Origin of the sequence: Eubacterium ramulus ATCC 29099, assembly GCF_000469345.1 — a bacterium.
GTDB lineage: Bacteria > Bacillota > Clostridia > Lachnospirales > Lachnospiraceae > Eubacterium_I > Eubacterium_I ramulus.
Genome location: NZ_KI271170.1, coordinates 1 through 548, shown reverse-complemented (window position 1 = coordinate 548; position 548 = coordinate 1). Strand labels below are relative to the sequence as shown.

Below are 548 nucleotides of genomic sequence, written 5' to 3'. Positions count from 1 at the left end.
TCATGGATGGTAGGAATCTGGAGTTTTCCCTGTTTTTCATAAGAACGGTGATCGACCTGATTATGCAAAGGAAGATGTTCATTACACACCTTTGCCCATTCACTCCGCCACAGTTCACAATTTTTTGGATTGTTCCATCCGTTAGCATCGGTCAGCACCCGTTTCCATTGCAGGCGGTTTCTTGCACCCATCTTCTGAATTCCGTTTTCGTCTAATACAGGGATACGGATTCCATGACGGTCAGGGTTTTTCTTATCCTGCCACCAGTTCGGATGGGATTCATCAATCACGATATTTCCGTTTTTATCTCTGAGAAAATCCCAATCCTTGACTTCTTTCTTTCCCCAAGAATGATCCGGGTTAAAAGGACGCATAGTCAGAAGCAGATGGACATGGGGGTTGCCATCCCCTTTATCGTGGATACTCCAATCAGCACACATTCCTCTATCTACAAAAGTTTTTTGAATATAGTCAGTTGTATATTGAATTTGTTCCTGTCTGTTCCATTCTTTGGGAAGGGCAAATTCAAATGACCTGCCAAGTTGGGC

The 548-nt window shown here is 43.4% G+C and carries 1 protein-coding gene; it reads right to left on the bottom strand.

Annotated features, from left to right (window positions below; translation table 11 throughout):
- On the bottom strand, positions 1-548 hold a 548-nt coding region (locus HMPREF0373_RS12725), incomplete at both ends, for a MobA/MobL family protein (RefSeq protein ID WP_021740152.1).